The sequence below is a fragment of the Microbacterium sp. FW305-3-2-15-F-LB2 genome (genome assembly GCF_058787255.1).
In genome coordinates this window covers 2,789,032-2,814,289 of the sequence record NZ_JBYSZO010000001.1, presented here as the reverse complement: position 1 = coordinate 2,814,289, position 25,258 = coordinate 2,789,032, and the positions used below count along the sequence as shown (strand labels likewise).

Below are 25,258 nucleotides of genomic sequence, written 5' to 3'. Positions count from 1 at the left end.
CCATGACAGAACCTCTCCTCTCCGTCCGCGACCTGTCAGTGTCGTACGGCGGGCGCCGCGTCGTGAACGATGTCTCCTTCGACCTGCACAGCGGCCGCAGCCTCGCGCTCATCGGCGAGTCCGGCTCGGGCAAGTCGACGATCGCCAAGGCCGTCCTCCGACTCCTCCCGCGCGACTCCGGCCAGGCCGAGGGGCGCGTGCTCCTCGAGGGCGACGACCTCCTCGCCCTGTCCCTCGCCCGGTTTCGGCCGCTGCGGGGACGGCGTCTGGGATTCGTGCCGCAGGACCCCGCCTCGGCGCTCAACCCCGTCCGCACCATCGGCTCTCAGGCTCACGAGGCCGCCGCGCTCACGGGCGAGCGGGATGCCGCGCGCCGCCGGGCCGCGATCCTCGACGTCTTCGAGCGCGTGGGGCTGCCCGACCCGGAGCGCGTGTACCGCTCGTACCCGCACCAGCTCTCCGGCGGCATGCTCCAGCGTGTGCTGATCGGCCTCGCCGTGCTGCCTCAGCCGGCACTCCTCGTCGCCGACGAGCCCACCAGCGCACTGGACGTCACGATCCAGAAGCGGATCCTCGACCTCCTCACCGAGCTTCGCACCTCCCTCGGTATCGGTCTGCTGTTGATCACGCACGACCTCGCCCTCGCGGCCGAGCGTGCCGACGACCTCGTCGTGCTGCGCGACGGCGTCATCCAGGAGGCCGGTCCGGTGGGGGAGGTGTTCACGGCACCGCGTTCGGATTACGCCTCAGCGCTGCGCGCCGACGTGCCCGCCCTGTCGCCCGACCGGTACCGTGCCCTGCTCGCGGAACGCCGCATCGATCCCGCCCGCCCCGCCGTGCAGGTGTCGGACGTCGTGAAGACGTTCCCCGTCGGCGGGGAGGAGCTGCGCGCGGTCGACGACGTCACCTTCGAGGTCGCCGCCGGCAGTACGCACGCGCTCGTGGGCGAGTCGGGCTCGGGCAAGACGACGACCGTTCGCCTGCTCCTGGGGCTCGAGACTCCGGATGCCGGCGACCTCCGCGTCGCGGGGGAACAGGTGCACGGCCGGTCCCGCGCCCAGCTGCGGTCGGTGCGCCGTCACCTGCAGTTGGTCTACCAGAACCCCTTCACGTCACTGGACCCCTCGTGGCACGTCGAGAGCCTCGTGCGGGAGCCGCTCGACCGGTACCGGGTCGGCGACCGGCGGGCGCGCCGCGAGGCAGCGCGCGCCGCGCTCGTCGCGGTGGGCCTGCGCGAGCACCTGTGGCGCCGCCGCGCGGCCGCGCTGTCGGGCGGTCAGCGTCAGCGCGTCGCGATCGCGCGCGCCCTCGTGCTCGAACCCGACGTGCTCGTCCTCGACGAGCCGACGAGCGCCCTCGACGTGACCGTGCAGGCCGAGATCCTCGACGTCCTGGCGCGGCTGCAGGTCGAGCGGGGTCTGACCTACCTGTTCGTGTCGCACGACCTCGCGCTCGTGCGCCAGATCGCCGACACCGTCACGGTGCTCCGCCATGGACGCATCGTCGAGTACGGCCCCGCCGCGGAGGTTCTCGAGAACCCGCAGCATCCCTACACCCGCTCCCTCGTCGCCGCGGTCCCCGACCCGCGCGGCATCCGATCCGCCGTGCCCGCCACGGTCTGACCCCTCTGGTTCCCGAGAAAGGAAAATCCATGCCCGTCGAATTCGTCAACATGGTCGGCAGCCGTCCGCCTGGAGCCCCCGCCCACGGTGGGAGCACCTTCACCACGCCCATCGACGTGGATTGGCTGCGCCACTACGCGCGCACCATCGAGGTGTACGGGTTCGACTACACCCTGATCCCGTACGCCTCCGCCAGCGCCGACCAGTACGCGCTCGCCGCGACCGTTCTCGCCGCGACGCAGAAGCTCAAGACCGTCGTGGCGGTACGACCGAACTCCGCCTTCCCGACGGTCGCGGCGCAGGGCCTGTCGACGCTGGACCAGCTGTCCGGCGGCCGTGCGCTCGTGCACATCATCTCGGGCGGCAGCGACGACGAGCAGGCGCGCCAGGGCGACTACCTCGACAAGGAGCAGCGCTACCGTCGCTCGTCCGAGTTCATCCAGCTGCTCCGGCGCGTCTGGACCGAGACGCAGCCGTTCTCCCACGACGGCGCGTTCTACCGCTTCGACGGCTTCGGCCCCGGGTACTCGACGTCCTCCGGCGGTGCGCTCCCGGTGTCGCTCGGCGGCTCGAGCGAGTTCGCGTACGCGTCGGGCGGCGCGAACGCCGACATCTTCGCCCTTTGGGGGGAGCCGCTGGCGCAGACCGCGGAGCAGATCGACCGCGTCTACGCGCACGCCCGCGCGGCCGGGCGCACCGATCGTCTCCGGTTCTGGGTGACCTTCCGGCCGGTCGTCGCCGCGACCGACGCTCTCGCCCGCGAGAAGGCCCGCGGCATCCTCGAGGCGGCCCGTCCGTTCTACGAGAAGGTCCGCGACATCAACAGCACCAACGTCGGCTCGGTTCGCCTGCGCGAGCTCGCGAAGCAGGCCGGGGAGCACGACGGCGGTGTCCTGTGGACCCCACGGGGGGTCGCCGGATCCGGTGGCGCATCGTCGCTCCTGGTCGGTTCGCCCGAGACGATCGCCGCGGCCATCGTGCGGTACGTCGAGCTCGGGGCCGACATCGTCTCGCTCCCGACGCTGGGCGACCTGAACGACGCGGTGGATGCCGGGCGCCTGGTCATCCCGCTGGTGCGCGAGGAAGTCGCGCGCCGCGGGATCGATCCCGAGGTCGTGTTCGGGCAACGGAACGTGGCGTGACCGCGACCGAGATCAACCGTGCCGTCGACCGGTCGGGCTTGCGACCGGTGGGCACTCCCGCCGAGATCGTCGTGGCGCGGGATGTCGCGGAGGTCCAGGAAACGGTCCGACGGGCCGCGGCATCCGGACTCCCCCTCGTCACGCGGGGCGCCGGTTCGGGACTCGCGGGGGGCGCGGTGGCGGGGGAGGGCACGATCGTCCTCGACCTCTCGCAGCTCACCCGCATCCGGGCGATCGATGCGGTCGACGGTACGGCCGAGGTGGAGGCCGGTGTCATCACCGCGGATCTGGATGCCGCGGCCCGGGCCCACGGTCTCTTCTACGCGCCGGACCCGGGCAGCGTCGGCATCTCGACGATCGGCGGGAACATCGCCACGAATGCCGGGGGCCTGCGGGGAGCGAAGTACGGCGTGACGCGCGACGCCGTGATGTCCGTCGATGTCGTCCTGTCCGACGGCTCGCTGGTGCGCCTCGGACGCCCCACGATCAAGGGGGTGACGGGATACGACCTCGCGGGGCTCGTCGTGGGGTCCGAGGGGACGCTCGGCATCGTCGTCGCCGCCCGGGTGCGTCTTCTGCCGGTCCCGCGACGGCTCGCGACCGCCTCGGCGTTCTTCGCGTCCCTCGAGGACGCGGCGCACGCCGTGGCCGCCATCGCGGTCAGCGGCGCGCGCCCGGCGGTGCTCGAGATCCTCGACGGCGCGACGCTCGCCGCGATCGACGCCGCTGAGGGCACCGCGCTGCGGGAGCGGGGGGACGCGCTCCTCCTCGCGCAGACGGACGGCTTCGGGGCGGCGGAGGAGATGGGGGTCGTCATCGAGGCGGTCGCTCCGACCGCGACCCACCACGAGTGGACCGAGGATGCCGATCGTGCCGCCGACCTGCTGCACGCGCGCCGCCAGGCGCTTCCGGCCCTCGAGCGGATCGGCCGGCCGTTGATCGAGGACATCGCCGTACCCCGCAGCCGGCTCGCGGAGGCGATCCGCGGCATCCGCCTCATCGCCGACCGGCACGAGGTTCCGATCTTCGTCTTCGGCCATGCCGGGGACGGCAACCTGCACCCGATCATCGTGGTCGACGACCAGGACGGCGATCTGCCCGAGGCCGCCGTGCGCGCTGCCGACGACATCTTCGCGCTGGCCCTCGCGCTCGGCGGGACGGTGACCGCCGAGCACGGTGTCGGCCGTCTCAAGCGCGAGTGGGCGCGCCGGGAACTGGGCGATGTGGTCGTGCGCCTGCACGACGACATCAAGCGGGTGTTCGACCCGCGTGGCATCCTGAACCCCGACAGCGCCTATTGAGCCGGCTCGACCGTCGGGCGTGCGGTGGTGCGCCCGTCGGCGGCCCGTGCCGCGGCGCGGTCGTGGCGGGAACCGACCGGGACGATCGCGGTCGCCTTCGGCAATCCCATCGGTGGTGTCGCGACGAAGATCGACTCGGCGCGGTCGACGAGATACGTCTCGTGCCAGATCCCGACGGCGCCCGCCGCCTTCCTCGCGCGCTTGTTGAACCGCGTCCACGCGGGGCGGTGCGCGTGCGCGGGTGCCGAGGCGTAGGTGTAGAGCTTCTCGAGCGACGACCAGTACTGCACGATGTACGGCCCGCGCGGGCCGAAGAGCATCGTGAACCCGAGCAGTCCCGAGTCGGGGTCCATGCTCAGCTCGCGCAGCATCGGTCCCATCTCCCCGAAGACGGGTAGCCACGCGTCGGGCCGCCACCAGCGGTTGATGGTCATCCCGATGTGAAAGACAACGAGTTCGCCGTCGTGCCGGTGGGTCATGCGACCCGGATTGATGGATGCCATGCGTTCGTCCTCACTCGATAGTGTCACTATCTAGTGTTGGATAGTAGAGCTATCGAGTCAAGGGGGAATCCATGCGGATCTCGGAACTGTCCGCCCGCAGCGGTGTCTCCGTCGCCACGATCAAGTACTACCTGCGCGAGCGCCTCCTGCCCGAGGGAGAGCGCACGTCCGCGACGCAGGCGGCCTACGGCCAGGAGCACGTCCGGCGACTGGGCATCATCCGTGCGCTCGTGGATGCCGGGGTCGGAATCGCCGGGGTGCGGAACGTCATCGCCGTGCTGGAGAGCCCGCCCGAGCACCCTTACGACCTGCTCGGGGCGGCCAGCGCCGCCGTCAACCCGCCTGGCGCCGACGACGACGATCTCGATCTCGGACCCGCTCTCGCGCTCCTCGGCCGCTTCGGCGGCGCCGCAGACGACTGCTTCCCCGCACAGGTGGCCGCGGTCGCTCGCGCGCTCGCCGCGCTCGATCGCGCCGGATTCGTCGTCCCCGAGCCGGTGCTGGATGCGTACGTCTCGCACCTCGGCGCGATCGCCGCGGCCGAACTGGACGCGACCCCCACCGAATCCCCGGAGGCGGCGCTGCGCTACGTCGTCCTGGGCACCGCGCTGGTCGAGCCGCTCATCCTGGCTCTCCGGCGGGTCGCCGAGCAGATCGCGGCGTCACGCCGCTTCGGTCACGACTGAGCGGTCAGCCGTTCGGGTTCGTGGCGGCACCGTCGAGCCAGAGAGTGTCGCTCGCGTCGCTGTGCGTGCCGCCCGAGCCGACGTGGGTGTCGCTGATCTGCGGTCCCTTGGTGATCACGTGGACGAGAGCCATACCGTGACCCCGGCCGAGGTCGTAGTCCGCCTTCAGCCACTCCAGGATCGGAGTCGCCTTGGTGCCCGGGCCGAAACCGCGCTCCTGCGCGAGGTCGACGAACTGACGCGGGGTCAGTCCGGTCTTCTTCTCGACCGCGTCGAGGTAGGCCTGGAACGACATCGTTTCTCCTGTCTCGCCGGGACGGCGGCGCGGGGGACCGAGCAGTGCCCCGGGGTCAGGGTAGCGAGACGGCGCGATAGCGTCGAGGAATGGCCGTCACGTTTCATCGCGCGCCCGTCGCCGAGATCGCCCCGCTCACTCTCTACCGGTTGCTCTGGCTGCGCGTGAGCGTCTTCGTCGTCGAGCAGGAGGCGGCGTACCCCGAGATCGACGGTCGCGACATCGAGCCCGGCGCGGAGCTGATGTGGGCCGAGGATGCCTCGGGCGCGGTGCTCGCGACCCTGCGGATTCTGCGCGAAGAACGGAACACCCGCATCGGTCGAGTGGCGACCGCCGCCGAAGCGCGTGGCCGCGGTCTTGCCGCCGAGCTGATGCGCGCCGCGGTCGGACTGCTCGATCGCGAGGCCCCCGGTATCCCGATCCTCCTCGACGCGCAGGCGCAGCTCGGCGACTGGTACGGCCGGTTCGGGTTCGTCGTGGCCGGTGAGCCGTTCGCCGAGGACGGCATCCCGCACCTGCCCATGCGGCGGACCCGGCTGACCACCGAGCGCCTCGTGCTGCGCGAGTGGACGCGCTCGGCCGACGACCGCGCATTCCTCTTCGACCTGTACCGGCGACCCGAGGTGCGTCGCTACATCGGCGACGGGAGCGTGATGACGGATGCCGAAGAGGTCGATGCCCTTCTGGAGCGGTGGGCCGCGCGCGCCGACGGTGTGCTCGGTGTCCGGGCGGTCACGGCCCCGGACGGCACGCGACTCGGGGTGATCTTGCTGAAGCCGATCCCCTGGTCGGACGGCGTCGGTGCCGATCGCCCCGAGAACATCGAGATCGGCTGGCACTTCCATCCGGACGCCGCCGGGAGGGGGTACGCGACCGAGTCCGCCGCCGCCGTTCTCGAGCTCGCCCACGCGACCGGCATCTCGCGCGTCGTCGCCGTGACCCACCCCGACAACGCTGCGTCGCAATCGGTCGCGACCCGCCTCGGGATGCGCGCCGTCGGGCTCACGGACGACTACTACGGCACGACGTGCGCGCTGTTCGTGTCGGAGCGGGCGTCGTGATCGGCTCGAGCCGGCCGGCGCCTCGGGCCGTCAGAGTTCGACGCCGTTGTCGGGGTCGTTGACGCCGACGTTGCGTCCACGACTGGACTCGAAGGCGATGAGCCAGCCGAGCGAGACCACCGTGGCGAGGATCAACCCGAGCCAGACGTTCTGGAACACCAGTCCGAACAGCACACCCGCGGCGAACAGGACGACCGAGCCCAGCAGCCAGTAGGTGCGTCCGCGGGGCCACCCTGTTCCGGTTTGCGTCATGCGCCCCAGCCTAGGGTGGGGCCGACCCGCGTGGGGACCGGTCTCTTGCCCCTCAGCGATCGCGGTGGTCCTCGGGGTGCATTCGGGGGCCGCGCCGCGGTTCGAGGCTCGCGCCCGCGTAGATGAGGCGGATGACGCGCTGGCGGTGACCGGCGAAGGGTTCGAGGAGCTCCAGCATGCCGTCGTCGTCCGTGCGGTGGCCCGTCAGGGCGTACCCCACCTGATGCGCGAGGTGGTAGTCGCCGATGCTCACGGCATCCGGATCTCCGAAGGCCCGGATGCGCGTTTCCGCGCTCGTCCACACGCCGACTCCGCGCAGGCTGATGAAGACACGATCGCGCGCCTCGGCGTCGGCCGCCCCGGTGGCAGCCTGCACGATGGACGCCCCGCGGCGTGCGGCCTCGACGATCGTGCGTGACTGCGGCGGTTCGAGCCCCGCCCGGTGCCAGCTCCATGAGGGGACGCGCCGCCACCCCTCGAGATCGGGGGGAGCGAACATCGGATGGGGGGTCGGCCCCGGAGCGCGCTCGCCGTACCAGGTCACGATGCTCCGCCAGGCGGAGAAGGCCTGGAGCCCCGTGACCTTCTGCTCCATGATCGCGCTGACCAGGGCGTCGAACACCAGATCGGTGCGTCCGATCCGCAGATCGGGATGACGGCGGTGCCATTCGTGGACCGACGGATGCCGTGACGCGTCGAAACCCTCGGGGTCGTCGAGCGCTCCGCACAGCGCGGGCAGTTGGTCGAGCGCCCACTCGGCTCCGGGCCCCCACGCGGCTGCGTGGACCGTGCCGTCAGCGGCGCTGCGGAGCGCGAGGGTGGCCACCCCCGTCGGCGTGCGGCTGGCTCGCCACACGACGCCCCCGCTGCGGAGGGAACCCGTGGCCGCGAACGTCGGGTCGTTTCGTCCGTGGCGCTGCGCGGCGATCGTGCGTTCGACGTCGACGCGAGTCCGCGGACGGTACTCGGCGCGGAGCGGCGCCGTGAGCGACGAGCCCGCATCACGCGGGTGTGTGCGCTCGCGGGTCGACCTCATGCCGACACCCTACGTCGCCCCCACGACATGCCGGCCGGAGACGCGGGGGCGCGTGTCAGAAGCGGTCGGGCGAAGGTGTGCCGTGGCCGTAGCGGATCGACACGTCGGCGTGACGGTCGAACCGATAGCCCACGCCGCGAACGGTGCGGACGATGTCCTCGTAGACGCCGAGCTTGGCGCGCAGGCGACGCACGTGCACATCGATCGTGCGCTCGCCGGGAGCCTCGTCGTCGGTCGTGCCCTCCCAGAGCGAGGACACCAGTTCGGTGCGTTCGATCGTGCGGCCCTCGCGAAGCACGAGGTACTGCAGCAGCTCGAACTCCTTGAACGTGAAGGCCGCGGACTCGCCGTCGATGAGGACGCGCTTGCGGGAGATGTCGACGATGACACCGCGCGGAGCGCGGTCCTCTTCGGCGGGCTCCTCCTTGGTGCGGGCGACCGCCGAGGGCTCGTGCAGGGCGAGGCGCACGACGTCCACGTCGCGGCCGCCGGCGCCGGCGGGGGCGAGGGCGACCGTGGCGTACGTCTCTGCGGCCGGAGCGAGTTCGCTGAGGGTACGGCGAAGGGCCTCGACGAGGGTGCCGAGGCTGACGCCGGCTTCGGCGGCCTTGGACTCGTCGATGCCGACGTAGAGAGCGAAGCCACGCGGCGACGTCCCGGCGGGAAGGGCGGGTCGAGCCGGAGGAGTGGCGGGAGTGGTGGAGGCCGCGGGCTGCGCGGGGGCGACGCGTCCGGCAGGCTGCGGGCGGGTGGTGGAAGCGGCGGGGCGGTCGAGAACGGCGGAGATCGACATGAGGAAGGTGTCCTTCAGTGGTGAACCCGGGCGTCAGAGGGGCGGGGTTCGACGGGAGGTGTGTGGCCGAGGGGCCGGAGCGCGGTGTCCGGGCGCGTGATCGACGCGTACCGCGGACGACCGGGTGACGACGTCGGCGTTCAGAAGCACGAGATCGTCAGGGCGAGGGTCGCTGTTAGCGGCACATTCGACAACACATGACAACGCGGCCGGGCATCATCATGCCGGCAGTTCCGTTCGCCTCCCGGGCGGACAGAGCAAGCGCGTTGACAGTCATGGGGGCGATTATGACCCATCGTGTCCGTCGACGTCAAATGATGACGTTCGGAAATGTGGCATCCTGCTCGAATTCCGGGCCAAAGCCGACTGATCGCCGAGCAGTATGCGCTCTCAGCGCCGATAGGTCCGCACCGGCGTACCGTATTCCCATGACCGACCTGCGCTTCGCCGATGACCGGGACGCCTCGCGCTACACCCTGCACGACGGCGACGACCTGGTGTCCGTTCTCGACTATCGCGACGACGGGCGCACGATTGCCCTCACCCGGGCGTTCACGATCCCCACGTTCCGCGGACACGGCTACGCCGCGGTGGTCGTCGAGAGGGCCGTGGATGCCATCGCGCAGGCCGGGGACCGCGAGATCCTCCCCGTGTGCTGGTACGTGGGCGAGTGGTTCGAAGCCCACCCCGAGCGGGCGAATCTGCTGCACGCGCGCAGCTGACCGGTTCGCTACCCGCGCCCCTTTCCCCCGTCAACCCCCGCGGGTCCGCCCTCAGCGGCAACCAAGCTGGGGCTCGATGAGAGGGGTTGTCATGACCGAGGAACGCGACCTTCCCGACGGCGTCATCGACGCCGACCCGCCCGGCGGCTGGGAGAGCGGCGACGTCGCCGACGGCGAGACGTCGGAACAGAACGACCACGCGAAGGGCTCCCCGCGTCTCAACGACGCCGAGCCCTCCGACCCCATCGAGGGCGATGCGGCCAGCCAGGGCATCGACCCCGACATGAGCACGGAGGAGTGACCATGACCGACGACACACGAAGCCCCGAACCCTCGGACCCCGCGGAAGGCGGTGCCTCGCCCGCGGATTCGGTCGGCGGTGCGGTGCACGAGGACCGCAAGGTGTCGCGGCCGGACGAGCAGTCCGAGCCCGCCATGGACACTCACCCCACCGATGACGCCGCGCGCATCGCCGGTGTCGTCGCGCAGACGCGAGCGGACGTCGGAGACGCGCCTGAGGAGCGGATCGCGGACGTGCTGCGCCAGCGCTTCAGCGACGTCGGGCTCGACCTCGGCGACGACCGTATCCGCGCGCTCGCGGCGGAGGTCGCCGGCGGCTGACCTCGTCGTCTCCGTCGGGTCCGAGAACGTCGCCGGGGTGGGTGCGAGCGACCCGCGCGCAGGCTGAGCACCGATGTCGGAGGCCCGACGTACCGTGTCTGCATGCGGATCCTGCACACCTCTGACTGGCACATCGGGAGGTCGTTCCACGGCCACTCGACGCTCGACGCCCTCGCCGGGGTGCTCGACGTCCTGGTCGAGCAGGTGCGTCAGCGCGACGTCGACGTGGTGGTCGTCGCCGGTGACGTGTTCGATTCCGCGGCACCGTCCGCCGCGTGCTACCCGCTGCTGACTCGGACCCTCGTCGCCCTCGCCGACGCCGGGGCGCGGGTCATCGTGACCTCCGGCAATCATGACTCCGCCGCGCGACTGGGGTTCCAGTCTGCGCTCCTTCGCGAAGAGATCACCGTCGTCACCGACCCCCTCACCGTCGGCACGCCGGTGACGATCGACGATGCGCACGGTCCCGTGCACTTCTACGGCATCCCCTACCTCGAGCCCGCGATCGTGCGGCACCTCTGGGAGGGGGTGGAACTCCGCAGTCAGGCGCAGACGATCGGGCACGCGATGGACCTCGTGCGCCGCGACCGGGCGCTGCGTGGCGGCCGCTCGGTCGCGATCGCGCACTGTTTCGCCGCCGGTGTCGAGGCGACCCCGGGCGTCGAGCGCGAGATCCGTCAGGGTGGACTCGACAACGTGCCGCTGCCCGTGTTCGACGGGCCCGATTACGTCGCTCTCGGTCACATCCACGGTCGCCAGCAGCTCTCCGACCGCGTGCGCTACGCGGGCGCACCCTTGCACTACAGCTTCGGCGAGGCAGGCAAGCCGCGCGGCTCGTGGCTCGTCGACCTGGATGCCGCGGGTCTGGCATCCGTCGAGTGGGTCGACCTCCCCGTACCTCGTCCGCTGATCACCCTGCGGGCGCCGTTCGACGACCTGCTCGAAGACGGCGCTCTCGACACGTTCGTCGATCACTGGGTGCGGGCCGAGTACACGGATGCCACTCCGCAGGTCGATCCGATGCGACGCCTCCAGGCGCGGTTCCCGTGGTGCGCCACGGTCGCCCATCTCCCGGCCGCGACGCGGAAGGACGACGGACTCGGATATGCCCGTCGCGTTCGCGCGGCGCGCGACGACACCGAGATCATCGATGCGTTCCTCGTGCACGTCCGCGAGGGCGAGGGTGCCTCGGAGGCCGAGCGCGAACTCCTCCGCGAGGTGCTCGACGCGCGCGCGGTGGTGGAGGCGCGCTCATGAAGCTGCACCGCCTCGAGCTCGAGGGTTTCGGCCCCTTCCTCGAGCGTCAGGTCGTCGACTTCGACGCGTTCGCCGACGACGGCATCTTCTTGATCGCCGGCCGCACCGGTGCGGGGAAGTCGAGCGTTCTCGACGGTGTCTGCTACGGGCTGTACGGCGGCGTTCCCCGCTACGACGGAGCCGAACGCCGGCTGCGCAGCGACCACTGCGGACTCGACGACCCCACCAGCGTGACGGTCGAGTTCAGCGCCGAGGGACGCCGGTGGCGGGTGACGAGGTCGCCCGAGTACGAGCGACCCAAGCGCAGCGGCACGGGGACGACGAAGGAGCCGCACAGGGCGAGCCTCGAGGTGCTCGAGCCCGCCGGATGGACGGGCGTGGCAGCGCGACCGGTCGATGTGGCCGCGCGGCTCGACGAGATCCTCGGGCTCACCCAGCAGCAGTTCCTCCAGGTGATCCTGCTCGCGCAGAACCGCTTCGCGCGGTTCCTTCTCGCCAAGAACGACGAGCGACAGGCTCTGCTGCGGACGCTCTTCGGTACGCGCACCTTCGAGCAGTATGCCGTCGCCCTCGACGACCGGCGAAAGAGCGCACTCGAGCGCCTCGCGGCGGGCGGCACCGAGGTGTCCACGTTGCTCGACGAGGCCGAGCGCATGATCGCCGCCTTCGACGCGGCGCGCGCCTCCGACGACGCACCCGGACCGCGCGCGGCACCGGCCGATACCCCCGGTGAGGGCGCCGCGGACGGCCCCCCGGCGACGATCCACGACCGGCTCACGGCCGTCATCCGCGCCGTCGAGCGGATGGAATACCGGGTCGAGGCGGCCGCTCACGAACGGGAGGCCGCGAAGCGCGGGCTGGATGCTGCCCTCGCCGCCGAGCGCGAGGCGACCGCGCTGCACGGTCGGCAGGTCGAACGTCGTGCCGCGCGAGCGCAGCTGTCGGATCTCGAATCCGACACCGAGCGAATCGACGCCGTGCGCGCCGAGCTCGGGGTGGCGGCCACGGCCGAGGCGCTCCGCGCGCCACTCGATGCCGTCGGCCGCGCGGAACGCGCGCTGCCCGCTGCGGAGGCTGCGTGGCGCGCCGCCGTGACCGTCGCGGAGCGTTGCGGCGAGACGGGTGTGGAGTCCCTCGCCGCGCTGACCGCGCGCGACGACGATCTCACGGCGCTGCTGGCGCGAGTGGACGAGGCGCTCGTGCTCGAGAACGACCTCGCGGAGGTCGAGACCGAGGTCGCAGCCCGGCGCGCGCGGGTCGACGACGCGGCGCGCCGGGTGGATGAGGTCGTGGGTCGGCTGACCGAGATTCCGTCGGTCCGCGACGCCCTCGACGAACGGCTGGCGGCCCTGTCCGACGCGGCGACACGGCGCGACCTCGCGCGCGCGGAGCGGGCCGAGGCCGCTCGACGCCACGAGGCGGCGGTCGAGGCCGAGCGTCTCGCCGAGGAGCGCGACACGGCCGATATGGCCGCGCTCGTGCGGGCCGATGAGCTGCAGCGCGCCGTCGCGTCCTGGAGCAGTCTGTTGCGGCGACGGCTCGCGGGAGCGGCGGGAGAACTTGCTCACGCGCTCGTCGACGGCGAACCGTGTGCCGTCTGCGGGTCCACGGAGCACCCCGCCCCCGCGGTCGGCACCGACGATCCGGTCACCGACGCCGAGGTGACGGCGGCGGAGGACCGCAAGAACTCCGCGACCGAGAAGGACCGCCTCGCCGCCGATGCCGCGCGCATCACGCGCGATGCCTACGCGCTCGCGGCGGCGCGGGCCGGGGGAGAGACGGTCGCCGAGCTGAACGAGCGGCTCGGCCGAATCGACGACGCTCTCGCCCGAGCGCACGCCGATGCGATCGAGCACGAGCGCCTCGCCGCTGAGCGGGCCGCTCTGGTTCAGAGCGAGAAGGCCGACGCCCTGGAGCGCGAGCGACTCGACCGCGAGCTCGCGGATGCGCGTCAAGACCTCGCGCTGCATCTGCAGCGCGCCGAGACCTTGCGCGCCGCGCTGGCCGAGGCCCGCGCGACGTTCCCGACCGTCCGTGATCGCCGCCGCGACCTCGCAGCGCGGCGCGACGCGGTGCGGGCGGTGATCACCACGCGCGCCGATCACGAGACGCGCGTGCGTGCCGTCGCGGAGGCGCGCGCGGCGTTCGACGAGCTGCTCATCGACAGCGAGTTCGCCGACGAAGCGGCGATCCGCGCGGCCTTGCGCGACTCGGCTGAACGCCGACGCCTCGAGACTGCCGTCGCCGATCACGATGCCGCCCTCGCCGCCACCCGACGCCGTCTCCTCGAGCTCGAGCTCCATCTCGTGGGGGCGCCCGACGAGCCGGTCGATCTCGGTCCGGTCTCCGCGGCGGTCCTCGAAGCCCGTACGGCTGTCGAGTCCGCCGCCGCCGCGCATGCTGCCGTCTCCGCAGCGGCGCTGCACGTCCGCGACCTCGCCGAGCGTGCCGACGCCGGCAGCGCCGCCGTCGCGCGGCTGTCCGATGCCCACGCGGTCGTGGCGCGTCTGGCCGACACGGTCGCCGGGCGAGCCCCGAACACCCGGCGGATGACGCTCGAGACGTTCGTGCTCGCCGCGGAGCTGGAAGAGATCGTGGATGCCGCGAACCTCCGGCTCGATCACATGTCCGCGGGGCGCTACCGACTGCAGCACACCGACGCGCTGGCCGCGCGGGGCGCAGCGAGCGGACTGGGCCTCGAGATCATGGACGCGTTCACCGGCCAGTCCCGGCCGCCGCAGTCCCTGTCGGGCGGCGAGACCTTCCTCGCGTCCCTCGCGCTCGCACTGGGTCTGGCCGAGGTGGTCACGGCGCGGGCGGGCGGCATCCGGCTCGACACCCTCTTCATCGACGAGGGTTTCGGCTCGCTCGACGACGAGACGCTCGACCTGGCGATGCGGACGCTCGACGAGCTCCGTCAAGGTGGGCGCACGGTGGGCGTGATCAGTCACGTCGCCTCGATGAAGGACCAGCTTCCGGCGCAGGTGAGGGTCACGGCCACACCGAGGGGGCCGAGCGTCATCCGGCAAGACGCCGTGGGTGCGCTCGCCTAGGCTGTGACCATGCGCAAGAGCACGCTGTGGACGATTCTCGGGGTCGTCGCGGCCATCGTCATCGCGTGGATCGTCGTGAACATCCTGTTCTCGCTCATCGCTTTCGTCTTCCGCCTCGTGGTCGTCGCGGTGGTCGCCGTCGTCGTGTTCGTTATCCTTCGCGCCGTCTTCGCGCGGCGCGACATCGACTGACGCGCGTCCCGCAAGCCCGCCCGTCGGGTCGTGCACGCGAGTAGCGTGACAACCGATGTCTCACGAATCCTCGTCCCCCCACCCGCCGACACAAGACATCCAGCTCTCCCCGCGCCATCGCTGGCGCGCGTACTGGATCGCCGTCTCGGTCGCCGCGCTGACGATCCTCGACCTCACCAAGGTCAACGTCGCCCTGCCCTCGATCGAGGCGGCGTTGCACGCGGGCCCCACCGAGCTGCAGCTCGTCGTGTCCGGGTACATCCTCACCTTCGGTCTCGTTCTCGTCCCCGCCGGCCGTCTCGGCGACCTGCGTTCGCGGCGGGTGCTGTTCCTCGTCGGACTCTCCCTGTTCCTGGTCATGAGCCTTGCCTGCGCCCTCGCCCCCAACACGGGTGTCCTGCTCACCGCTCGCCTGCTGCAGGGTGTGGCCGCCGGCATCCAGATGCCCCAGGTGCTCGGACTCGTGCAGCAGCTGTTCCAGGGCAAGGAGCGCGGGCGCGCCTTCGGTCTGTTCGGCGCCACCATCGGCATCGCCACGGCTCTCGGCCCGACGCTCGGCGGTCTGCTCATCGCGCTCGGCGGTCCGACCGACGGCTGGCGGCTCATCTTCTGGATCAACATCCCGCTCGTCGCGATCGTGATCGTGCTCGCCGCGTGGCTCCTGCCGAACACCCGCACCAAGTCGCACCGGGCGCTCGACCTCGATCCCGTCGGCGTCCTCTTGTTCGGCCTGACGATCATCGCGCTGATGTGGCCGTTCCTGTTCACCACCGGCTCGCCCGACGACGACCCGCGCCGCTGGTGGCTTCTCGTGGTGTCCGCCGTGTTCGCCGCCGCGTTCGTCTTCTGGGAGCGTCACTACGCCGATCGCGGGCGGATACCGCTCATGCCGCTGTCGATCTTCGCGCTCAGCTCGTACCGGAACGGCGTGCTGATCTCGACCGCGTACTTCTCCGCGGTGCCCGCGATGTTCCTGCTCGGCACGCTGTTCCTCCAGGGCGGCCTCGGGCTCGAACCGGTGTTCGCCGGGATGGTGACGATCGGCTTCGCCGTCGCGTCGGCGGGAAGCTCGTGGGTCGGTGGCAACCTCGTCACCCGGCTCGGCCGACCACTCGTGGTGGCCGGCATCCTCGGTATGGTCGCGACAGCGGGAGCTCTGGCCGTGGTGGCACTGACGACTCCGGCCGCGTGGACCCCGTGGGCGATGGCGGCCGTCATGGTGTTCGGCGGTTTCGCCGGAGGACTCGTCATCTCGCCGAACCAGACGCTCACCCTGGCGGACATCCCCGTCTCCAGTGGTGGAGTCGCGGGATCGGTCGGGCAGCTCGGGCAGCGCATCGGCACGGCCGTCGGCACGGCGATCGCCCTGGCGCTGTTCTACGCCACGGTGTACCGCGAGCAGGGTGACCGCGACACGCTCGTGGTCTTCCACGACGCGTACGCCACGGGCATGATCGCCGTCGGCGTCTTCCTCGGGCTCGCTCTCATCGTGGGCGTCGCCGACCTGGCCGGTCGCGCCCGCCACGGCTCGCAGACCCCGTAGCGCGCGAGGCCGCGCGAGCCACGGGCTCAGACCCCGTAGAGCTCGCGGAACTTCGCGCGGAGTTCGTGGCTGCAGCGTTCGACGACGTCGTCCCACAGCTCCGTCGCGCCGTCCTGGGCGCGGTCGGAGACGGCGCGGAGGATGCGGATCGGCACGTCGAACTGCTGTGCCACCCAGGCGAGCGCGTACGACTCCATGTCGACCATCCGGGCGTCGAGCCCGCGGATGAGGGCCACCGCGTCGGCGTCATCGACGAAATGGTCGCCGGTGGCGATGACGACGCCTTCGGGCGCGATGTCGACGCGGGCCGGCAGCCACACGTGCTCGCCGAAGGTTCCGTCCAAGCCCTTCACATCATGCTGGATCGTGGCGGAGATGTCGTAGATGCCGCCCTCCAGCTCGGGGTCGATGGCACCCGCGGTACCGACAACGACGATTTCGTCGTACGTTCCCTCGCACAGTGCGCGCGTGAGTGCGTACGCGGCGGGGATCTTGCCGACACCCGTCAGGAGTCGATCGAATCCCGGGATGTCGGGCTCGAAAGCGACGAATTCGGAGGCGTGGGCGGCGACGAGGAGCTTCACCCCACCATTCTCGCCGACCGCCGGCCCGTGCGATGACACCCTCGACCGCGGGACCGGGACCGCGCGGCGATGCCCGATCCCGTGGGCGACGGGCGACCCGCGCCGCGTCAGTCCTGTGCCGCGGCCGACACCCCGTCAAGGCGCTCGAGCTCGTCGGCCGACAGCTCGAGCGACATGCTCGCGACGAGGTCCGCGACCTGTTCCGGCCGGGACGCGCTCGCGAGGGGGGCGATGACGGTCGGCTGAGCGCGCAGCCACGCGAGCGCGGTGGTGGCGATGGAGGCGCCGTGCGCGCGACCGATCTCCTCGAGCGCGTCGATGACGGCCAGGCCCGCCGGAGTGGCGAGCTTCGCGGCCCCGCCCGCGCGGGGCGAATCGCCCGAGGCATCCGTGGTCCGGTACTTACCCGTGAGGAAGCCACTCGCCAGGGCGTAGTACGGGACGAGCGAGAGCCCGAACTCCTCGGCGACCGGCACGATCTCGCTCTCCACGGTGGTGCGGTGCACGAGGTTGTAGTGCGGTTGGACGGCGACGGGAAGGTCGGCCCCGGCGGCCTCGGCGAGCGATATCCACTCGCGGATGCGTGCGGCCGTGTAGTTCGACACGGCGACGTAGCGCACCAGTCCGTCGGAGACCAGGTCGGCGAACGCTCCGACGGTCTCCTCCAGTGGGGTTTCGGGGTCGTCGAAGTGCGCGTAGTAGAGGTCGATCGCGTCGACGCCCAGGCGGGTCAGCGAGGCCTCCGCGGCGGCCCGGATGTTGGCGGCGGACAGCCCGCGGAAGTCGGGGTGCGTGCTCACCTTGGTCGCCACGACGACGTTCGCGGGCTTCCGGCTCGCGAGCCACTCGCCGATGAGTGTCTCGCTCTCGCCGCCCGAGTTGCCCGGCACCCACGCACTGTAGCCGTCGGCGGTGTCGACGAAGTTGCCGCCCCCGGCGTGGAAGGCATCGAGCACGGCGAACGAGGTGTCTCGGTCGGCGGTCCAGCCGAAGACGTTGCCACCCAGCGAGAGGGGGCGGATGTCGAGGTCGCTACGACCGATGCGCGTCATGATGGCCTTCCGTTCGAGAAATGGATGCCTTCGGGTCAACGGCTCGGCCCGCGGGGAATTCCCCGGCGCGCCGTCAGTTTCCCGAGCCGCCGGAGAGGATGCCGATGAGTCCGCTGCCCAGCAGCCACAAACCCACCGCCGACACCGCGATCCAGATCACGACCTGACCGCGCGGGTACTTCCGGGGCTTCTCGCCGGGGCCGCCATCGTCGGGCGCGGTCACGAGCGCACCATCGTCACGATCGACACGATGATCACGGCGAGGCCTCCGATTCCGGCGATGGCGGCGATGACGGGGCCGCCGCCCGCGAGGAGCGCGGCGACGCCGAGCCCCAGGAACAGCACGCCGACGACGATCCCGCCCACCTGGTAGACGCGGTACCGCCGACTGATGCCGGTGCCGTGTTCGCCGCTCACTCGTGCCCCTCCTGCTCCCAGGCTACCCAACCGTTGCGAGGGTCCGAGCCACGCTTCGATCACGACCGACCCCGGAGGCGTTGGTGCGGCGTACCGTGGACGCATGGCGCGACCCGTTCCCGACCCCGTCCGACCCGGCCAGGAATCGGTGTGGGACTATCCGCGTCCGCCGCGCGTGGAACGCGTCCCGAAGCGCGTGCAGATCGACTTCGGCGGCATCCGGATCGTCGACACCGACGACGTCGTCCGCGTGCTCGAGACGAGCCATCCGCCCGTGTACTACGTGCCGATCTCGGCATTCGCCGAGGCGCTGACGCTCGGTCAGGGCGCGTCCTTCTGCGAGTTCAAGGGCGGCGCGCGCTACTTCGACGTGCACGGCGGAGGTGGCGCCCTTGCCGAGCGGGCCGCGTGGAATTACCCCAACCCCCTGCCGGGCTACGAGGTGCTCGCCGACCGCGTCGCCGTGTACGCCGGCCCGATGGACCGGTGCGTCGTCGCGGGCGAGACGGTGCGGCCCCAACCCGGCGGCTTCTACGGCGGATGGGTGACGGACGATCTCGCGGGGCCGTTCAAGGGCGTCCCCGGCTCGATGGGCTGGTGACGCGCTCGACTCCCGGGCGCGCGCAGGCCGGCACCGCCGCGCAGGCTCGCACCGCCGCGCAGGCCGGCGCCACCGCGCAGGCTCGCGCCGCCGCGCAGCGTGCGCGCTCAGTCGCGCGCGAACGCCTCGGGCACGGCTGCGTGCAACTCGGCGAGCCACGCGCGGGCGTTGCCGTCCGATGGGGCGCGCCAGTCGCCGCGCGGTGACAGCGACCCCGCAGGGGACACCTTGGGTCCGTTGGGGATCGCGGTGCGCTTGAACTGTGCGAAGCCGAAGAAGCGCTGGAGGAAGACCTCCATCCACCGGGCGACCGTGACGAGGTCGTAGGACGGCCGCGCGCCCTCGGGGTAGCCCGCGGGCCAGGCCCCGGCATCCGGGTTCTCCCAGGCCTTCGCCGCGAGGAACGCGATCTTCGACGGCCGGAAGCCGAACCGGAGCACGTGGTAGAGCGTGAAGTCGTGCAGGTTGTACGGACCGATCCGGTCTTCCGTGGACTGCATCTTCCCGTCTTGGCCCGCCGGCACCAGCTCGGGGCTGATCTCGGTGTCGAGTACCGCCCGAAGAACCTCGACGGTGGCGGCGCTGAGCTCACCCGCGGAGATGACCCATCGGATGACGTGCTGGATCAGGGTCTTCGGCACGCCCGGGTTGACGGAGTAGTGGCTCATCTGGTCGCCGACGCCGTACGTGGACCAGCCCAGCGCGATCTCGGACAGATCGCCGGTGCCGATGACGATGCCGTTGTTCTGATTCGCCAGGCGGAAGAGGTAGTCGGTGCGCAGCCCCGCCTGGACGTTCTCGAATGTGACGTCGTGCACCGGCTCTCCGGCGGCGAACGGGTGACCCATCCGGGAGAGCATCTCGGATGCCGCGGGACGGATGTCGATCTCATCGATCGTCGCGCCGATCGCCTCGGCGAGGGCGATCGCGTTGCGCTTGGTCTTCTCGCTCGTCGCGAACCCCGGGAGGGTGTACGTCAGGATGTCGCTGCGCGGCCGACCCATGCGGTCCATCGCGCGGGCGATGACGAGCAGGGCGTGCGTGGAGTCGAGTCCGCCACTCACTCCGAGGACGGGGCGGGGTCGGCCGATCGCCTCGAGCCGCTGGACGAGCCCCGAGACCTGGATGTTGAACGCCTCGTAGCAGTCCTGGGCCAGCCGAGCGGGGTCGTCGGGCACGAAGGGGAATCGGTCGATGGGGCGGAGCAGGCCCAGGTCGCCGGACGGGGGAGCGAGCTCGAACGACACCGTGCGGAACGGGGTCGCTGTCGAGCGGCGGTTGTCGTCGAACGTGCCTTGGCGCAGCCGATCCTGACGCAGGCGATCGAGGTCGACGTCGGCGACGCTGCGGCGGGGCCCGTCGGGGAACCGCTCGGTGGTCGCGAGGAGCTGGCCGCCCTCGTAGATCATCGTCTGACCGTCCCAGGACAGGTCATTGGTCGACTCGCCCTGGCCCGCGGCGGCGTAGACGTACGCGGCGAGACACCGCATCGACTGCGACTGCACCAGCAGGGCGCGGTCGTCGGCACGCGCGATCGTGATGGGGCTGCCGGAGAGGTTGGCGAGCACGGTGGCACCGGCCAGGGCTGCGGGCGAGGACGGGGGGATCGGTACCCAGACGTCTTCGCAGATCTCGACATGCAGCGTCAGCCCGGGCACGTCCGCGGCCTCGAACAGCAGGTCCGGCCCGAACGGGACCGTCTCGCCCGCGACGGTGGTGTGCTGACCCGCCTGGTCGTCGCCGCGGGCGTACCAGCGGCTCTCGTAGAACTCCCGATACGTGGGCAGGTACGACTTGGGGGCCACACCGAGGATCCGCCCGCGGTGGACGACCACGGCGCAGTTGTAGAGGCGATTGCGGTGACGCAGGGGCGCGCCGACGAGCAGCACGGGGAGGAGGTCGACGGATGCCGCGACGATCCGCGCCACGGCCGCCTCCGCGGCATCCAGAACAGGATCCTGCATCACGAGGTCGTCGATCGCGTAGCCCGTCAGGCACAGCTCGGGGAACACGGCGATCGCGACCCCGTCGGCGTCGCATTCCCGCGCCGAGGCCAGCACCGCTTCCGCGTTGGAGGCGGGGTCGGCGACGGCGACGGGGATCGTGCACGCCGCCACGCGCGCGAAACCGTGCCGGTAGACGTTCTCGAACGGCAGCTCGGTGATCACCGTCCCAGTCTGTCAGGTGGGGCCGACACCGTGGCGGACCGCCCCTGCGGAGCCGGCGACCGGGGGAGGCGGGACCGCCGATGTCGGCGGCCCCGATTAGCGTGGGGGATCATGCGGTACATCGAGCAAGAGGCCCGGATCGTCTGGAGCGCCAGCGACCTCAAAGCGGCAGCCGAATGCGAGTTCGCGTGGCTGCGGGCGATCGACGCGAAGATCGGCCGCATCGAGGCGGTACCCGATCCCGAGGATGCCACTCTCGAGCGCGCCGCGGCGCTCGGAACCGCGCACGAGTTGCGCGTGCTCGACGAGTACCGCCGTCAGTTCGGCGCGGCCGTTCGAGAGATTCCGGCCGCCCGGTCCTCCGACGCCGAGGCGTTGGCCGAGGCGGTACGGCTGACGGGTGAGGCGCTCTCCGACCCCTCGGCCGAGGTCGTCTACCAGGCGGCGTTCTCGACCGACGAGTTCGTCGGATTCGCCGACTTCCTCGTCCGCGAACCCGACGCGGGCGACGGCGGCACACGACCGTGGATCGTGCAGGACACCAAGCTCGCGCGTCGCGCGCGCGTCACCGCCCTCATGCAGCTCGCTGCGTACGTCGACCAGCTCGACCGGTTGGGCGTTCGGCGCTCGGGCGAGGTGCAGCTCCTGCTCGGTGACGGGGCCACGAGCACCCACCGGGTCGACGACCTCCTGCCGGTGTTCTCCCTGCGTCGCGCGCGCCTGCGCGCCCTCATCGCCGACCGGCGCGTCGAGCTGGGCATCGCGGGTCCCGTGGTGCCGTGGGGCGACCCGCGCGGCGACCTCGCGGTGCTCGCCTGCGGGCGCTGCCCGACCTGCGAGATCGAGGTGGTCGCGCACCGCGACCTGCTTCTCGTCGCGGGCATGCGCCCCGTGCAGCGCGAGCGTCTGCGGGCGGGCGGAATCGAGACGATCGACGCCCTCGCGGCGGCGACGTCCGCCCCCGCGGGCATGAGCGCCGACACCTTCGCCTCCCTGCGGACGCAGGCGCGACTGCAGCTCGAGAGTCCCGCCGGTGACGGCGCCGGCGGCGAGCACGTCGTCCCGACCTACGAAGTGGTGGCGCCCAAGGCCCTCGGCGTTCTTCCTCGGCCGGATCACGGCGATCTCTTCTTCGATTTCGAGGGTGACCCGCTCTACACCGAGGGCGACCGGGAGCACTGGGGCATCGACTACCTGTTCGGCTGGGTGGACTCGCGCGAACGCTACGGAGCCCTCTGGGCCCATACCTTCGACGAAGAGCGTGCCGCGCTGGAGCGTTTCCTCGACATGGTGGCCGTGCGCCGGGAGCAGTTCCCCGACATGCACATCTACCACTACGCGCCGTACGAGCCCACGCACCTGCTGACGATGGCCGCGCGCTACGGCGTCCGCGAGGCCGACGTCGACCGGTTGCTCCGCGACGGCGTCTTCGTCGATCTGTACCCGGTCGTCCGGCGCGCGCTGCGCGTCGGATCCCGGTCGTATTCGATCAAGAAGCTCGAGCCGCTGTACATGGGCACGGAGGTGCGCACGAGCGACGTCCAGCGTGGCGATGACTCGATCGTGAAGTACGTCGAGGCTCGTGCCCTCGCCGCCGACGGTGACGTCGAGGCGGCCCAACGCGTGCTCGACGACCTCGCCGACTACAACCGGTACGACTGCGTCTCCACCCGGCGCCTGCGCGACTGGCTGGTCGATCGCGCGCGCGAGGGCGGGGCGATGCCCGCGCGGGGCGCCGAGCCCGACGAGCAGGCCTACGAGCCGTCCCCGCGGGCGACCGCGTTGCAGCGCTGGGCGGCCGAGGCCCCTGAGCCCGACGCGACGGCCCTGCGTCTCGCGGCCGCCGCGATCGACTACTACCCCCGCGAAGAGAAGACGTACTGGGCGACGCACTTCCTGCGCCTGCGCGAGCCGGTGTCGATCTGGGAAGACACCCGCGACGTCGTCGTCGTGGACGCAGCCCGCTCGCGCGTCGTCGCCGACTGGCACATCGCGGAGTCGGGCCGCGGCGCGGAACGGCGTCTCGTCGAGGTGCACGGTGAGGTCGCGCCCGGGAGTCGGTTGACGGTGGATGCCGAGCCCTTCGCGGTCTACGACCTGCCGGCGGCGTTCCCGCTCGACGTCCGGCCGCGCTGGATCCACGGAGCCCGCCGCGTCACCGTCCGCGAGGTTCTCGAGGACGGAGCCGTCATCGAAGAGGTGGCCGTCGACGGGATGACGTGGGACACGCTCCCGCTCGCGCTCACGCCGCCGGCTCCGCCGCGCGCCGGCAACCAGCAGAAGGCGATCGACGCGTGGGCCGACGCCGTCCTCGCCGCCGCGCCGACGCTCCCGGACGGCCCCGCGGCCGACATCCTTCGTCGCCGCGCGCCGCGCACGCGGTCGGGCGCGCTCGCCGCGGTGACCTCGATCGACGGTGGCGCCGGAGACGACGAGGTCACCGCGATCGCCCGCACCGTGTCCGACCTCGATCGCAGCTATCTCGCGGTCCAGGGTCCCCCGGGGACGGGCAAGACCTACGTCGGCTCCCACGTCATCGCGCGCCTCGTGGCCGAACGGGGGTACCGGGTCGGGGTCGTGGCGCAGTCCCACGCGACGGTCGAGCACATGCTCGACCGGGTCATCGCCGCCGGCGTTACCGCAGGCCGCGTGGGCAAAGCGCCCAAGGATCCGAGCGTCGATCACTCCTTCACGGTGCTGCCGAAGAACGGTGTTCCAGCTTTCGCGGCCGAGAATGCCGCGCACGGCTTCGTCGTCGGGGGCACGGCCTGGGACTTCAGCCACGAGGCGCGCATCCCGCGCGGCAGTCTCGATCTGCTCGTGATCGACGAGGCGGGGCAGTTCTCGCTCGCCTCGACGATCGCCGTGTCCCTCGCCTCCCCGCGCCTGCTGCTGCTCGGTGACCCGCAGCAGCTGCCGCAGGTCAGCCAGGGCACCCACCCCGAACCCGTCGACACCTCTGCGCTGGGGTGGGTTATCGACGGGGCCGAGGTCGTCCCGCCCGAGTTCGGTTACTTCCTCGCGCGCACCCGTCGCATGCATCCGGCCGTCGCGGGCCCCGTTTCGCGACTGTCGTACGAGGGACGCCTCGCCGCTCACCCGTCGACGGCGCAGCGCTCGCTCGTCGGCGTCGAACCGGGACTCCACGCCGTTCCTGTCCGACACCACGGCAACGCGACGGCGTCGACCGAGGAGGCCGACGCCGTGGTCGCCCTGGTCGCCGACCTCGTCGGGCGTGCGTGGTCCGGTGCCGAGGGGGGTGCCGGTGACAGCGCGGTGATGCATCCGTCGCGGCCGCTCCGTGCCGACGACGTGATCGTGATCACGCCCTACAACGCCCAGCAGGTGGCGGTCGAGGAGGCTCTCGCGGCGGCCGGTTACCCCGAGGTGCCGGTGGGCACCGTCGACCGGTTCCAGGGCAAGGAGGCCGTCGTGGCGATTCTCACCCTCGCCGCGTCATCCGGCCGGGATGCTCCGCGAGGGTTGGAGTTCCTGCTCCTGCGCAACCGCATCAACGTCGCGATCTCCCGGGCGATGCAGGTCGCGTACGTCGTGTATTCGCCCGCGCTCCTCGACGACCTCCCGCGCACGCCCGAGGGTGTCGCCCGCCTCAGCGCCTTCGCCCGCCTCGTCGCCGACGCGCGCTGACCCGCGAGGGGAAAGCCGCAGGTCAGGCCGTGCCGTAGAGGCGGTCGCCCGCGTCGCCGAGCCCGGGCACGATGTAGCCCTTCTCGTTGAGGCGCTCGTCGAGCGCGCCGAGGACGAGCGTGACGTCGTGTCCCTCGACCTGCTTCTCGATCGCCGCGACACCTTCGGGGGCGCCGAGCAGGCAGATCGCCGTCACGTCCTGCGCGCCGCGGTTGAAGAGGAATTTGATGGCCGCGCCGAGCGAGCCGCCGGTGGCGAGCATCGGGTCGAGCACGAAGCACTGGCGGTCGCTGAGGTCGTCGGGGAGGCGCTCGGCGTAGGTCGAGGGCTGCAGCGTCTCCTCGTCGCGGACCATCCCGAGGAACCCGACCTCGGCGGTCGGCAGGAGCTTGACCATGCCCTCGAGCATGCCCAGGCCCGCGCGCAGGATCGGCACGACGATCGGACGCGGCTCGCTGATCCGGACGCCCTGCGTCGTCGTGACCGGCGTCTGGATCTCGATCGGGTCGACGCGCACGTTGCGGGTGGCCTCGTAGGCCAGCAGCGTCACGAGCTCCTCGGTCAGCTGACGGAACACCGGCGACGAGGTCTGCCGGTCGCGCAGCACCGTGAGCTTGTGGGTGATGAGAGGGTGGTCGGCGACGTGGACACGCATAGGCTCAAGGCTAGCCGCTCGACCCCCTCGTTCCGCCCCTGTCTTTCCGGAGCA

25 protein-coding genes are annotated in these 25,258 nt (G+C 71.6%); 14 read left to right on the top strand and 11 right to left on the bottom strand.

Annotated features, from left to right (window positions below; all coding sequences use genetic code 11):
- The first annotated feature begins 2 nt into the window (after positions 1–2).
- From AC3WLZ_RS13705 to AC3WLZ_RS13695, 3 genes are read left to right on the top strand one after another with little or no spacing between them, the layout of a single operon-like run.
- Entirely contained in the window at positions 3–1,622 is a 1,620-nt protein-coding gene (locus AC3WLZ_RS13705; RefSeq protein ID WP_492470394.1) for a dipeptide ABC transporter ATP-binding protein, read from the top strand.
- Between the two features lie 29 nt (positions 1,623–1,651).
- Positions 1,652–2,764 carry an LLM class flavin-dependent oxidoreductase gene (locus tag AC3WLZ_RS13700; protein WP_492470393.1) on the top strand — a complete coding sequence of 371 codons (1,113 nt, stop codon included), beginning with the start codon at positions 1,652–1,654 and terminating at the stop codon, positions 2,762–2,764.
- Positions 2,761–4,065 carry an FAD-binding oxidoreductase gene (locus tag AC3WLZ_RS13695; RefSeq protein WP_492470392.1) on the top strand — a complete coding sequence of 435 codons (1,305 nt, stop codon included), beginning with the start codon at positions 2,761–2,763 and terminating at the stop codon, positions 4,063–4,065. Before AC3WLZ_RS13700 ends, AC3WLZ_RS13695 begins: the two co-directional genes overlap by 4 nt.
- Here AC3WLZ_RS13695 and AC3WLZ_RS13690 read toward each other — a convergent pair.
- Positions 4,059–4,568 carry a DUF4188 domain-containing protein gene (locus AC3WLZ_RS13690; RefSeq protein ID WP_412925463.1) on the bottom strand — a complete coding sequence of 170 codons (510 nt, stop codon included), beginning with the start codon at positions 4,566–4,568 and terminating at the stop codon, positions 4,059–4,061. The two genes, AC3WLZ_RS13695 and AC3WLZ_RS13690, sit on opposite strands and share 7 nt — an antisense overlap.
- Before the next feature lie 71 nt (positions 4,569–4,639).
- Here AC3WLZ_RS13690 and AC3WLZ_RS13685 point away from each other — a divergent pair, with 71 nt between their 5' ends.
- Positions 4,640–5,254: a MerR family transcriptional regulator gene (locus AC3WLZ_RS13685; RefSeq protein WP_412925462.1), complete on the top strand. Its 615-nt coding sequence runs from the start codon at positions 4,640–4,642 to the stop codon at positions 5,252–5,254.
- A 4-nt stretch (positions 5,255–5,258) separates the two neighbouring features.
- On the opposite strand, the gene AC3WLZ_RS13680 is transcribed toward AC3WLZ_RS13685, so the two are convergent.
- Entirely contained in the window at positions 5,259–5,549 is a 291-nt protein-coding gene (locus AC3WLZ_RS13680) for a DUF4287 domain-containing protein (RefSeq protein ID WP_492470390.1), read from the bottom strand.
- A gap of 89 nt (positions 5,550–5,638) precedes the next feature.
- Between AC3WLZ_RS13680 and AC3WLZ_RS13675 the strand changes: the two genes are divergently transcribed.
- A complete protein-coding gene (locus AC3WLZ_RS13675) occupies positions 5,639–6,610 on the top strand; it encodes a GNAT family N-acetyltransferase (protein WP_492470389.1) in 972 nt (323 codons plus the stop codon).
- Positions 6,611–6,640: 30 nt separating this feature from the next.
- Here AC3WLZ_RS13675 and AC3WLZ_RS13670 read toward each other — a convergent pair whose 3' ends face one another.
- Genes AC3WLZ_RS13670 through AC3WLZ_RS13660 form a run of 3 tightly spaced genes read right to left on the bottom strand, consistent with a single transcriptional unit; the run spans position 6,641 to position 8,691 of the window.
- Positions 6,641–6,862 (bottom strand): hypothetical protein, encoded by a 222-nt coding sequence (locus tag AC3WLZ_RS13670; protein ID WP_412925458.1) that lies wholly within the window; start codon positions 6,860–6,862, stop codon positions 6,641–6,643.
- Between the two features lie 52 nt (positions 6,863–6,914).
- Positions 6,915–7,898: a DNA-3-methyladenine glycosylase family protein gene (locus tag AC3WLZ_RS13665; protein ID WP_492470388.1), complete on the bottom strand. Its 984-nt coding sequence runs from the start codon at positions 7,896–7,898 to the stop codon at positions 6,915–6,917.
- 55 nt (positions 7,899–7,953) lie between these two features.
- A complete protein-coding gene (locus AC3WLZ_RS13660; RefSeq protein WP_492470387.1) occupies positions 7,954–8,691 on the bottom strand; it encodes a winged helix-turn-helix domain-containing protein in 738 nt (245 codons plus the stop codon).
- A gap of 428 nt (positions 8,692–9,119) precedes the next feature.
- Here AC3WLZ_RS13660 and AC3WLZ_RS13655 point away from each other — a divergent pair, with 428 nt between their 5' ends.
- From AC3WLZ_RS13655 to AC3WLZ_RS13625, 7 genes are all read left to right on the top strand, one after another.
- The gene (locus tag AC3WLZ_RS13655; RefSeq protein WP_492470386.1) at positions 9,120–9,413 is read left to right on the top strand and encodes a GNAT family N-acetyltransferase; all 294 of its coding nucleotides are present in this window, start codon (positions 9,120–9,122) and stop codon (positions 9,411–9,413) included.
- A gap of 91 nt (positions 9,414–9,504) precedes the next feature.
- Positions 9,505–9,714 carry a hypothetical protein gene (locus tag AC3WLZ_RS13650; RefSeq protein ID WP_492470385.1) on the top strand — a complete coding sequence of 70 codons (210 nt, stop codon included), beginning with the start codon at positions 9,505–9,507 and terminating at the stop codon, positions 9,712–9,714.
- Positions 9,715–9,716: 2 nt separating this feature from the next.
- Positions 9,717–10,034 (top strand): hypothetical protein, encoded by a 318-nt coding sequence (locus AC3WLZ_RS13645; protein ID WP_492470384.1) that lies wholly within the window; start codon positions 9,717–9,719, stop codon positions 10,032–10,034.
- A 102-nt stretch (positions 10,035–10,136) separates the two neighbouring features.
- On the top strand, positions 10,137–11,291 hold the full coding sequence (locus tag AC3WLZ_RS13640) for an exonuclease SbcCD subunit D (RefSeq protein ID WP_492470383.1): 1,155 nt from the start codon (positions 10,137–10,139) through the stop codon (positions 11,289–11,291).
- Positions 11,288–14,344 (top strand): AAA family ATPase, encoded by a 3,057-nt coding sequence (locus AC3WLZ_RS13635; RefSeq protein WP_492470382.1) that lies wholly within the window; start codon positions 11,288–11,290, stop codon positions 14,342–14,344. Before AC3WLZ_RS13640 ends, AC3WLZ_RS13635 begins: the two co-directional genes overlap by 4 nt.
- Positions 14,345–14,353: 9 nt before the next feature.
- Positions 14,354–14,536, top strand: a complete 183-nt coding sequence (locus tag AC3WLZ_RS13630) for a hypothetical protein (RefSeq protein ID WP_492470381.1) — start codon at positions 14,354–14,356, stop codon at positions 14,534–14,536.
- 55 nt (positions 14,537–14,591) lie between these two features.
- Positions 14,592–16,079 carry an MFS transporter gene (locus tag AC3WLZ_RS13625; RefSeq protein ID WP_492470380.1) on the top strand — a complete coding sequence of 496 codons (1,488 nt, stop codon included), beginning with the start codon at positions 14,592–14,594 and terminating at the stop codon, positions 16,077–16,079.
- A 26-nt stretch (positions 16,080–16,105) separates the two neighbouring features.
- On the opposite strand, the gene AC3WLZ_RS13620 is transcribed toward AC3WLZ_RS13625, so the two are convergent.
- The 4 genes from AC3WLZ_RS13620 to AC3WLZ_RS13605 all read right to left on the bottom strand — a co-directional run bounded on the left by AC3WLZ_RS13620 (position 16,106) and on the right by AC3WLZ_RS13605 (position 18,132).
- Positions 16,106–16,663, bottom strand: coding sequence for a phosphorylase family protein (locus tag AC3WLZ_RS13620; protein WP_412925448.1), 558 nt, complete (start codon positions 16,661–16,663; stop codon positions 16,106–16,108).
- Positions 16,664–16,770: 107 nt separating this feature from the next.
- Complete coding sequence (locus AC3WLZ_RS13615; RefSeq protein WP_492470379.1) at positions 16,771–17,715, bottom strand: aldo/keto reductase; 945 nt, start codon at positions 17,713–17,715, stop codon at positions 16,771–16,773.
- Between the two features lie 73 nt (positions 17,716–17,788).
- On the bottom strand, positions 17,789–17,938 hold the full coding sequence (locus AC3WLZ_RS13610) for a hypothetical protein (RefSeq protein WP_412925446.1): 150 nt from the start codon (positions 17,936–17,938) through the stop codon (positions 17,789–17,791).
- Entirely contained in the window at positions 17,935–18,132 is a 198-nt protein-coding gene (locus AC3WLZ_RS13605; protein WP_412925445.1) for a hypothetical protein, read from the bottom strand. Before AC3WLZ_RS13605 ends, AC3WLZ_RS13610 begins: the two co-directional genes overlap by 4 nt.
- A 103-nt stretch (positions 18,133–18,235) precedes the next feature.
- Between AC3WLZ_RS13605 and AC3WLZ_RS13600 the strand changes: the two genes are divergently transcribed.
- On the top strand, positions 18,236–18,733 hold the full coding sequence (locus AC3WLZ_RS13600) for a DUF427 domain-containing protein (RefSeq protein ID WP_412925444.1): 498 nt from the start codon (positions 18,236–18,238) through the stop codon (positions 18,731–18,733).
- Between the two features lie 107 nt (positions 18,734–18,840).
- Here the strand turns inward: AC3WLZ_RS13600 and AC3WLZ_RS13595 are convergent, their stop codons facing one another.
- A complete protein-coding gene (locus AC3WLZ_RS13595; RefSeq protein WP_492470378.1) occupies positions 18,841–20,901 on the bottom strand; it encodes an NAD(+) synthase in 2,061 nt (686 codons plus the stop codon).
- A gap of 111 nt (positions 20,902–21,012) precedes the next feature.
- On the opposite strand from AC3WLZ_RS13595, the gene AC3WLZ_RS13590 reads away from it, so the two are divergent.
- Positions 21,013–24,549: a TM0106 family RecB-like putative nuclease gene (locus AC3WLZ_RS13590; RefSeq protein WP_492470377.1), complete on the top strand. Its 3,537-nt coding sequence runs from the start codon at positions 21,013–21,015 to the stop codon at positions 24,547–24,549.
- A 22-nt stretch (positions 24,550–24,571) separates the two neighbouring features.
- Here the strand turns inward: AC3WLZ_RS13590 and upp are convergent, their stop codons facing one another.
- Positions 24,572–25,204 (bottom strand): uracil phosphoribosyltransferase, encoded by a 633-nt coding sequence (upp, locus tag AC3WLZ_RS13585; RefSeq protein WP_412925441.1) that lies wholly within the window; start codon positions 25,202–25,204, stop codon positions 24,572–24,574.
- Positions 25,205–25,258 lie beyond the last annotated feature (54 nt).

Bases quoted from the DNA above. Each gene is read 5' to 3' on its own strand.
- AC3WLZ_RS13705 (WP_492470394.1), top strand. From the start codon at position 3: ATGACAGAACCTCTCCTCTCCGTCCGCGACCTGTCAGTGTCGTACGGC.
- AC3WLZ_RS13700 (WP_492470393.1), top strand. From the start codon at position 1,652: ATGCCCGTCGAATTCGTCAACATGGTCGGCAGCCGTCCGCCTGGAGCC.
- AC3WLZ_RS13690 (WP_412925463.1), bottom strand. From the start codon at position 4,568: ATGGCATCCATCAATCCGGGTCGCATGACCCACCGGCACGACGGCGAA.
- AC3WLZ_RS13685 (WP_412925462.1), top strand. From the start codon at position 4,640: ATGCGGATCTCGGAACTGTCCGCCCGCAGCGGTGTCTCCGTCGCCACG.
- AC3WLZ_RS13680 (WP_492470390.1), bottom strand. From the start codon at position 5,549: ATGTCGTTCCAGGCCTACCTCGACGCGGTCGAGAAGAAGACCGGACTG.
- AC3WLZ_RS13675 (WP_492470389.1), top strand. From the start codon at position 5,639: ATGGCCGTCACGTTTCATCGCGCGCCCGTCGCCGAGATCGCCCCGCTC.
- AC3WLZ_RS13670 (WP_412925458.1), bottom strand. From the start codon at position 6,862: ATGACGCAAACCGGAACAGGGTGGCCCCGCGGACGCACCTACTGGCTG.
- AC3WLZ_RS13665 (WP_492470388.1), bottom strand. From the start codon at position 7,898: ATGAGGTCGACCCGCGAGCGCACACACCCGCGTGATGCGGGCTCGTCG.
- AC3WLZ_RS13660 (WP_492470387.1), bottom strand. From the start codon at position 8,691: ATGTCGATCTCCGCCGTTCTCGACCGCCCCGCCGCTTCCACCACCCGC.
- AC3WLZ_RS13655 (WP_492470386.1), top strand. From the start codon at position 9,120: ATGACCGACCTGCGCTTCGCCGATGACCGGGACGCCTCGCGCTACACC.
- AC3WLZ_RS13650 (WP_492470385.1), top strand. From the start codon at position 9,505: ATGACCGAGGAACGCGACCTTCCCGACGGCGTCATCGACGCCGACCCG.
- AC3WLZ_RS13645 (WP_492470384.1), top strand. From the start codon at position 9,717: ATGACCGACGACACACGAAGCCCCGAACCCTCGGACCCCGCGGAAGGC.
- AC3WLZ_RS13640 (WP_492470383.1), top strand. From the start codon at position 10,137: ATGCGGATCCTGCACACCTCTGACTGGCACATCGGGAGGTCGTTCCAC.
- AC3WLZ_RS13635 (WP_492470382.1), top strand. From the start codon at position 11,288: ATGAAGCTGCACCGCCTCGAGCTCGAGGGTTTCGGCCCCTTCCTCGAG.
- AC3WLZ_RS13630 (WP_492470381.1), top strand. From the start codon at position 14,354: ATGCGCAAGAGCACGCTGTGGACGATTCTCGGGGTCGTCGCGGCCATC.
- AC3WLZ_RS13625 (WP_492470380.1), top strand. From the start codon at position 14,592: ATGTCTCACGAATCCTCGTCCCCCCACCCGCCGACACAAGACATCCAG.
- AC3WLZ_RS13615 (WP_492470379.1), bottom strand. From the start codon at position 17,715: ATGACGCGCATCGGTCGTAGCGACCTCGACATCCGCCCCCTCTCGCTG.
- AC3WLZ_RS13600 (WP_412925444.1), top strand. From the start codon at position 18,236: ATGGCGCGACCCGTTCCCGACCCCGTCCGACCCGGCCAGGAATCGGTG.
- AC3WLZ_RS13590 (WP_492470377.1), top strand. From the start codon at position 21,013: ATGCGGTACATCGAGCAAGAGGCCCGGATCGTCTGGAGCGCCAGCGAC.
- upp (WP_412925441.1), bottom strand. From the start codon at position 25,204: ATGCGTGTCCACGTCGCCGACCACCCTCTCATCACCCACAAGCTCACG.